We start from the raw sequence: 6,610 nt of genomic DNA on the forward strand, positions 1-6,610 counted from the left end.
CGACCGGGAGCTCGGCCCCCGCCTCCACCCCCGCTCCGGTGAAGCCGCAGACCGCGGGCCAGACCTCGGTGGTCCCGAAGGGCCCGGTCGCCGCGGGCGCCGAGCTCCCGGTCGAGACGGCCTCGGACACCGGCGACACCGCCACCATGACCGCCGGCGCCGCCCTGATCGCCGCCTTCGGCGCCCTGGGCGCCAGCCTGGTCCTGCGCCGCCGCCGCGCCGGCCGGGGCTGACGCCCCCCTCGTCCCCTCCTGTCCTGCCCTCCTCCGGCGGGCCACCGACCCGGTGGCCCGCCGGACGCCGTCCCCGGAGCACTCCATGGCCCACCGCGTCCGCCCGCTGCTCGCCGCCGTCCTCCTCGCCGCCGCCCTGACCGGCTGCGGCGCGGCCACCGCGGGGGCCGCCCCGATGCCCGCCTCCGCTCCCGTACGCGTACGGATCCCGGCGGCCGGTGTGGACGCCTCCCCGCTGCTGCGGCTGGGGCTGGCCGCCGACGGCACCGTGGAGGTGCCCTCCGTGGCCGACGGGGACAAGATCGGCTGGTACACCAAGGGCGTCACCCCCGGCGAGACCGGTCCCTCCGTGCTGATCGGCCACTTCGACACCGCGCGCGGCCCGGCCGTGCTGAAGGACGTCGCGCGCGTGCGCGCCGGCGAGGAGATCGCGGTCTCGCGGGCCGACGGCAGCACGGCCGTCTTCCGCGTACGCGAGCTGGAGCAGGTGGACAAGAAGAAGTTCCCGACCGCCAAGGTGTACGGGGACACCGCGCGCCCCGAGCTGCGCATCATCACCTGCGGCGGCGAGATCACCGACGGCCACCGGCCCGACAACATCATCCTGTACGCCGATCTCGTCGGCTGATCCACGCACGCGGCGCGGTGGGGCAGAATCGACCCCATGAGCAGCCAGCAGCAGCCGACCGATGAACCGGTCCACCACGATCGGGTCTACCGCTCCACCATGGGCGTCGTCTCGGGGGTACTGCTGCTCGCGCTGACCGCGTGGCTCTGCGGTGACGCCGTGCTGCGCGGCTCGGGGAACACCCCCTGGATCGCGGTGGCGGTGGCGGTGTGTGCCGTACCGCTGATCGTGGCGTTCACGATCCGCCCGGCGGTCTTCGCCGACGACGACCGGATGCGCGTGCGCAACCCCTTCCGGATCATCGAGCTGCCCTGGGCGGCCGTGGACGCGGTGCGTTCCGGCTACTCGGCGGAGGTGCTGGCCGAGGGGTCGAAGTACCAGCTGTGGTCCGTGCCCGTCTCGCTGCGCGAGCGGAAGAAGGCGAACCGGCAGCGGCTGCGCTACGAGGGCCTCCAGGACCGGGAGCAGCGGGGCCCCGGCGAGAAGCCCCGGCTGCCGGCCGAGCCGATGCGGGCGAGCGCGGACCGGATCGTGGACGAGCTGCAGCGGATGGCCGAACGCGGCGCCGAGCGGCCCGGTGCCCAGGGCAGCGTGCGCGTCCACTGGTCGTACGAGATCATCGCGCCCGCCGTGGTCGGCGCGCTGGCGCTCATCGTCCTCATCGCCACCCGCTGACCTGCGCGGAGCGGCTCCGGGTGCTCCCGGCCACACCCCCCGTCAGGGCGGAACCGGGGCTACCGGGTGGTGCGTCCTCGCAGGTGTGCAGCGTCTTGAGGCCGGCGGCAGCGCCGCCACCGCCACCGCGATCCATCTCCGGCTCCGACTCCTCGCCGGGGTCCTGCTCGCCGCCCATCTCCTGGTCGTCGGCTGGCTGACCCTTCGGCCGCTCGACGTGCCCTGGGCCGCGGCCGCCAATCTGACCCCCATGGAGGGGATCCGGACGGACCTCGCCTACGGGCCGCTGGAGGCGGCCCGGCGGATCGGCGAGGGCCTGGCCCTGCTGGCCCCGCTCGGGGTGCTGCTGCCGCTGGTCAACGGACGGCTCGTGCGGTCGACGCTGTCCGCGTGGTCCTCCCTGGTCCGGACCGCCGCCGCGGGCGCGCTGGTCTCGCTGAGCATCGAGATGCTCCAGACCGCCGTCCCGGGCCAGGTCGTCGACGTGGATTCGGTGCTGCTGAACACCGCCGGCGTGCTGCTCGCCCACGTGGCCGTGGTACCGGCGCTGCGGGCCCGGCTGCGGCGTTCACACACCGCTTATCAGGGGAACACCCCGAAGATTTCCAGGGTCGGGCTCGGCCCCTGGACCGACGTTCTGTCAGCGGTCCAGCGGGAGTATTGAGTCATCGCGAGACCGTGATGGTCTTCAACACCGCGATCCCGACGAAGGAGAACCCCATGAGCGCCCTTGTCCGCCCCCGTGACGGCCGCTGGATCGGTGGAGTCTGCGCCGGACTGGCCAGGCGTTTCGGAATTTCCGCCAACACGATGCGCGCGATCTTCGCCGTCTCGTGCCTGCTGCCCGGCCCGCAGTTCCTGATCTACATAGCGCTGTGGGTGGTACTGCCGAACGAGAAGTCCGCCTCCACCGCCTGGTGACCGGCGGCCGCGATCGGCGGCCGGCGCGTCAGCGGGCCTTCTGGACCTTCTCCAGCTGCTTGTCGGCCACTTCCTGCGGTACCCGGGCCTTCTTCTCGGCCGCCGCCACGTTGAGGGCCATCAGCCGCACGACGGTGTCGCCCTCGCGTGCGACGACCAGGTGGACCGGCGCCGAGACGCCCTGGGCGGCCGCGGTCGTGGTCCAGCTGACGGTCTCGTCGCCGCTCGTGCGGTAGTCGGCGGCCCGCACCTCGCGGTAGCTGCCGGTCTGCCTGTCGACGGTGGCGGAGAAGCCCGTACCGCAGGCGGCCACGGCGGCCTTGAGCCGGGTGATCAGCGCCTTGGCGTCGCTCTCGGCGTAGGAGCTGACGGAGGCGGACACGGCGAGGCCGACCTGCTTCTGGGAGCCGACGCCGCGGTTGACGGTCTGGCGCGCGGCCGGGTCCGGCTTGTCTCCCATGATGTCGGCCAGCGGCTGGCAGGCCTTGCGGTCGGCCTTCGGCTGACCGTCCGGGGCGTTCGGGTTCTTGCCCTGGCCGGAGATCTGGTAGCCGGGCAGGTCGCCCTGTTCCAGCGCGGAGCGGTCCAGCCTGGTGCCGCCGGTCTTGGGCGTGGCGGGTGCCGGTGAGCCCGTCGAGCCGGCGGACGGTGCCTGGGCGCCGGGTGCGCCGGAGGAGCCCTTGGGGTCCGGGTCCTTGCCCGGGGCGGGGGTGCCGCTGCTGCACCCGACCGCCGCGATGAGCAGGGCGGGAACCAGCGCGACCATCGTCGCTCGTGCCTTCATGCGCATGACCAAGGACCTCATACCGCTTACGTCGGCGGGCAGTTGGTGGTGATCGTGGCACACGGCACAACGCGGCGCCCACCCACTCGATCGGGTGTGCGCCACGTGCGCACGCGTGCGAATCCAGCTGTGAATCAGCCGCCGAGGTTGCTGGTCGGCAGACCGCCGAGCAGACCGGTGACCGGGGCGAGCGCAGCGGCCGGGTCGCTCGACTGCTGGTCTCCCTGGGGGCTCACCTGCTGCTGGCTCGTGAGCCCCTGGGCGGCGCCGGTGACGGTGCCCAGAGCGTCGGTGAGGCCGACCGCGGGAACGGCGGCGGAAGCGGTACCGGCGGCGACGGCGGCGAGGGCGGCACCGAGAGCGGCGACGCCGAGGGTCTTGGCAGCTGACTGCTTCATGAAAGGTATTCCTTGCGACGGGGAATTGAGCGGCTCCGCAAACTAGTCACTTCAAACCCTCGCCTGCAAACATCATTAAATATGAGAAAGCGCCCGGGAATTGCCCCTCCCGGGCGCTTTCAGTACGTCATGCCGTGGCCTAGGCCGAAACAGAACCGCTGGTGGAGGCGGTCTGCTGGAACAGCCACTCCGACTTCAGCTCCGCATAGCCGGGCTTGATGACCTCGTTGATCATGGCCAGTCGTTCATCGAAAGGAATGAACGCGGACTTCATCGCATTGACGGTGAACCACTGCATGTCGTCCAGCGTGTAGCCGAAGGTGTCCACCAGGTGCTCGAACTCGCGGCTCATGCTGGTGCCGCTCATCAGCCGGTTGTCGGTGTTGACCGTGAGCCTGAAGTGCAGCTTCCGCAGCAGGCCGATCGGGTGCTCGGCGTACGAGGCGGCCGCGGCCGTCTGCAGGTTCGAGGTCGGGCACATCTCCAGGGGGATGCGCTTGTCCCGGACGTACGAGGCCAGGCGGCCCAGGGTCACGGAACCGTCGGCGGCGACCTCGATGTCATCGATGATCTTCACGCCGTGACCGAGGCGGTCGGCGCCGCACCACTGCAGGGCCTGCCAGATCGACGGCAGGCCGAAGGCCTCGCCCGCGTGGATCGTGAAGTGGTTGTTCTCGCGCTTGAGGTACTCGAAGGCGTCGAGGTGGCGGGTGGGAGGGAAACCGGCCTCGGCGCCGGCGATGTCGAAGCCGACGACGCCGTTGTCGCGGTAGCGGTTCGCCAGCTCGGCGATCTCCAGGGCACGGGCCGCGTGGCGCATCGCGGTCAGCAGGGCGCCGATGCGGATGCGGTGGCCGTTGGCCTTCGCCCGGCGCTCGCCCTCGCGGAAGCCGTCGTTCACGGCCTCGACGACCTCTTCGAGGGTCAGGCCGGCTTCCAGGTGCTGTTCGGGGGCGTAGCGGATCTCGGCGTACACGACGCCGTCCTCGGCCAGGTCCTCGGCGCACTCGGCGGCGACCCGGAAGAGGGCCGCCTTCGTCTGCATGACCGCGCAGGTGTGCGCGAAGGTCTCCAGGTAGCGCGGGAGGGAGCCGGAGTCGGCGGCTTCACGGAACCAGATGCCGAGCTTGTCGGCGTCGGTCTCGGGGAGGTTCTCGTAGCCGACCTCGCGAGCCAGCTCGATGATGGTCCCGGGGCGCAGTCCACCGTCGAGGTGATCGTGCAGGAGCACCTTCGGGGAGCGGCGGATCTGATCCGGGGTCGGCAGGTTGGGGGTCTCGCTCGTCATCTGCGCACTCTAACTCCTACGCGCGTAGAGCGGGGTGTCCGCGGCGGGCGTCGATATGTAACAGAGACCGCGCGGACGGATGGCGTACACCTCAGGGTCTGAGACTGTTCCGCCATGGCACAGCATGCGCCGCCGGCGCGCGGGGCCCGTCTGGGGCGGGCGGCCGGCGCGAGAACCGGCTCGGGTTCGACGGACAGTCCGGTCAACGGGGTGGTGCTCCTGCTTCCCGGAGCATCCAGATTCTCCCCCGGTCCAGTACGTCCGCTCGCGCGGGCGCTGGCCCGGGCGGGCGGGGCGGACGGGCTGGTCACGCACACCCTCATCCACGGCGGGGAGTCCTCGCGGGAGGAGCAGGCGGGGTGGGCGGCGGACGAGGTGGTACGGCGGTACGGGGACGTGCCGGTGTGCCTGGCCGGCTACGACGCGGGGGGCCTGGCCGCGCTGCGCGCCGCGGGGCACGGGGCCGTCAACTCCGTTCTGGCGATGGCTCCTTGTTTAGGCGGGGCGGCCGCCCCGGACTCCCCTGAACCGGTGAAACAGCTGTCGGGGCGACAGGTGTTGATCGTGCACGGCACCAACGACGCGCGCAGCGACCCGGAGACCTCCTTCCGGCTGGCGGCCCGGGCGAAGAAGGCGAATCGTTCGACCTGCCGCTTCGAGGTGCATTCGGACGGCCACGGGCTGCGCGAGCACCAGGCCGAAGTGGTGGCACTGGCCGTGGACTTCGTACTCGGCGCGGTGTTCTCGGGGCGGTACTCGCGGCCGGTGACGGACGCCCTGGCCGCGCCGCCGCCCCTGGGCCTGCGGATGCCGCTCGCCTCCGGCTTCGGCAGGTCGCTGCGCAGGTGAGGGCGGTCCGTGCGGGCGCACGGGGAGTGGGCCCGAGCGTAGAGTGAAAGGAAGGACTCGGGCTTCTGCGACGGAGGCGATGACCATGGCCGGCCTGGTGTCCAAGAGCTTCGACAAGGCGGACGAGACCCGGCCGTTCGAGGACGGCAAGGGCCGACTGGACCTGGTGGAGACGGAGGGCGGCCTGATCGGGCGCGCCGTCTTCGAGCCGGGCTGGAAGTGGTCCGAGCACATCAAGCCGATGGCCGGTACGGACAGCTGCCTGGGTGACCACACCGGGTACGTCGTGAAGGGCCGCATGCAGATCGTCATGGACGGCGGCGAGAGCATCGAGGTCGCGGCGGGCGACTACGTCCGGATCCCGCCGGGGCACGACGCCTGGGTCGTGGGCGACGAGCAGTGCGTCGTCCTGGACTGGACCGGCTACGGGAACTTCGCGAAGCCTTCCGGCTGAGGCCCCCGAAGACCGCCCGACGACCCCTGCCCGAGCAGACCCGCGGCCCGGTCGAGGGTGCGGGCCAGTGCGCCCGCCGTCGGGGCGGTGGCGAGGACGTACGCGTGGTGCGGCGCGCCCGTCGGGGCGCGGCGGACCAGGGCGCCCGGCGGGATCTCCAGCTGGACCCGGGCCACGCCGGGCACGCCGCGGGCCGCGGCGAGCGCCGCGCGCACGCCGTCGAGGCGGCCGGGCGGGAAGTCGACGTACCGCAGCCCGGCGTGGGCGGTGCGCGGGCGGGGCACGCGCAGGGGTTCGGGCAGACCGAGCCCTGCCGCGAGGGCGAGGCCGAGCACGTCGATGCCGTGGGCGAGCCGCAGTAGCCCCGCGAACTCCTCGGG

9 protein-coding genes and 2 pseudogenes are annotated in these 6,610 nt (G+C 72.3%); 7 read left to right on the plus strand and 4 right to left on the minus strand.

Going from position 1 to position 6,610, the window contains the following annotated elements:
- The 5 genes and pseudogenes from PV721_RS39535 to PV721_RS39555 form a co-directional block, all read left to right on the plus strand.
- Positions 1–233 (plus strand): annotated as a pseudogene (locus PV721_RS39535) (hypothetical protein); the annotation flags it as partial.
- An 85-nt stretch (positions 234–318) separates the two neighbouring features.
- The gene (locus tag PV721_RS39540) at positions 319–861 is read left to right on the plus strand and encodes a class F sortase (RefSeq protein WP_319733121.1); all 543 of its coding nucleotides are present in this window, start codon (positions 319–321) and stop codon (positions 859–861) included.
- Positions 862–897: 36 nt separating this feature from the next.
- Positions 898–1,536, plus strand: coding sequence for a PH domain-containing protein (locus tag PV721_RS39545; protein ID WP_319733123.1), 639 nt, complete (start codon positions 898–900; stop codon positions 1,534–1,536).
- An 85-nt stretch (positions 1,537–1,621) separates the two neighbouring features.
- The gene (locus PV721_RS39550; protein ID WP_319733124.1) at positions 1,622–2,200 is read left to right on the plus strand and encodes a VanZ family protein; all 579 of its coding nucleotides are present in this window, start codon (positions 1,622–1,624) and stop codon (positions 2,198–2,200) included.
- A gap of 56 nt (positions 2,201–2,256) precedes the next feature.
- Positions 2,257–2,457, plus strand: a complete 201-nt coding sequence (locus PV721_RS39555; RefSeq protein ID WP_319733126.1) for a PspC domain-containing protein — start codon at positions 2,257–2,259, stop codon at positions 2,455–2,457.
- Positions 2,458–2,485: 28 nt separating this feature from the next.
- On the opposite strand, the gene PV721_RS39560 is transcribed toward PV721_RS39555, so the two are convergent.
- From PV721_RS39560 to PV721_RS39570, 3 genes are all read right to left on the minus strand, one after another.
- Complete coding sequence (locus tag PV721_RS39560; RefSeq protein WP_319733127.1) at positions 2,486–3,241, minus strand: hypothetical protein; 756 nt, start codon at positions 3,239–3,241, stop codon at positions 2,486–2,488.
- 134 nt (positions 3,242–3,375) lie between these two features.
- Positions 3,376–3,639 (minus strand): hypothetical protein, encoded by a 264-nt coding sequence (locus PV721_RS39565; protein WP_319733129.1) that lies wholly within the window; start codon positions 3,637–3,639, stop codon positions 3,376–3,378.
- A gap of 139 nt (positions 3,640–3,778) precedes the next feature.
- Positions 3,779–4,927 (minus strand): adenosine deaminase, encoded by a 1,149-nt coding sequence (locus tag PV721_RS39570; RefSeq protein ID WP_319733131.1) that lies wholly within the window; start codon positions 4,925–4,927, stop codon positions 3,779–3,781.
- Positions 4,928–5,041: 114 nt separating this feature from the next.
- On the opposite strand from PV721_RS39570, the gene PV721_RS39575 reads away from it, so the two are divergent.
- Both PV721_RS39575 and PV721_RS39580 read left to right on the plus strand, forming a co-directional pair.
- The gene (locus PV721_RS39575) at positions 5,042–5,776 is read left to right on the plus strand and encodes an alpha/beta hydrolase (RefSeq protein WP_319733132.1); all 735 of its coding nucleotides are present in this window, start codon (positions 5,042–5,044) and stop codon (positions 5,774–5,776) included.
- Between the two features lie 85 nt (positions 5,777–5,861).
- The gene (locus tag PV721_RS39580) at positions 5,862–6,230 is read left to right on the plus strand and encodes a cupin domain-containing protein (protein ID WP_319733133.1); all 369 of its coding nucleotides are present in this window, start codon (positions 5,862–5,864) and stop codon (positions 6,228–6,230) included.
- Here the strand turns inward: PV721_RS39580 and PV721_RS39585 are convergent.
- Positions 6,200–6,610, minus strand: a pseudogene (locus PV721_RS39585) (hypothetical protein); the annotation flags it as partial. The gene PV721_RS39580 and the pseudogene PV721_RS39585 overlap by 31 nt on opposite strands.

This window comes from Streptomyces sp. MB09-01 (assembly GCF_033794505.1).
Taxonomy (GTDB): domain Bacteria; phylum Actinomycetota; class Actinomycetes; order Streptomycetales; family Streptomycetaceae; genus Streptomyces.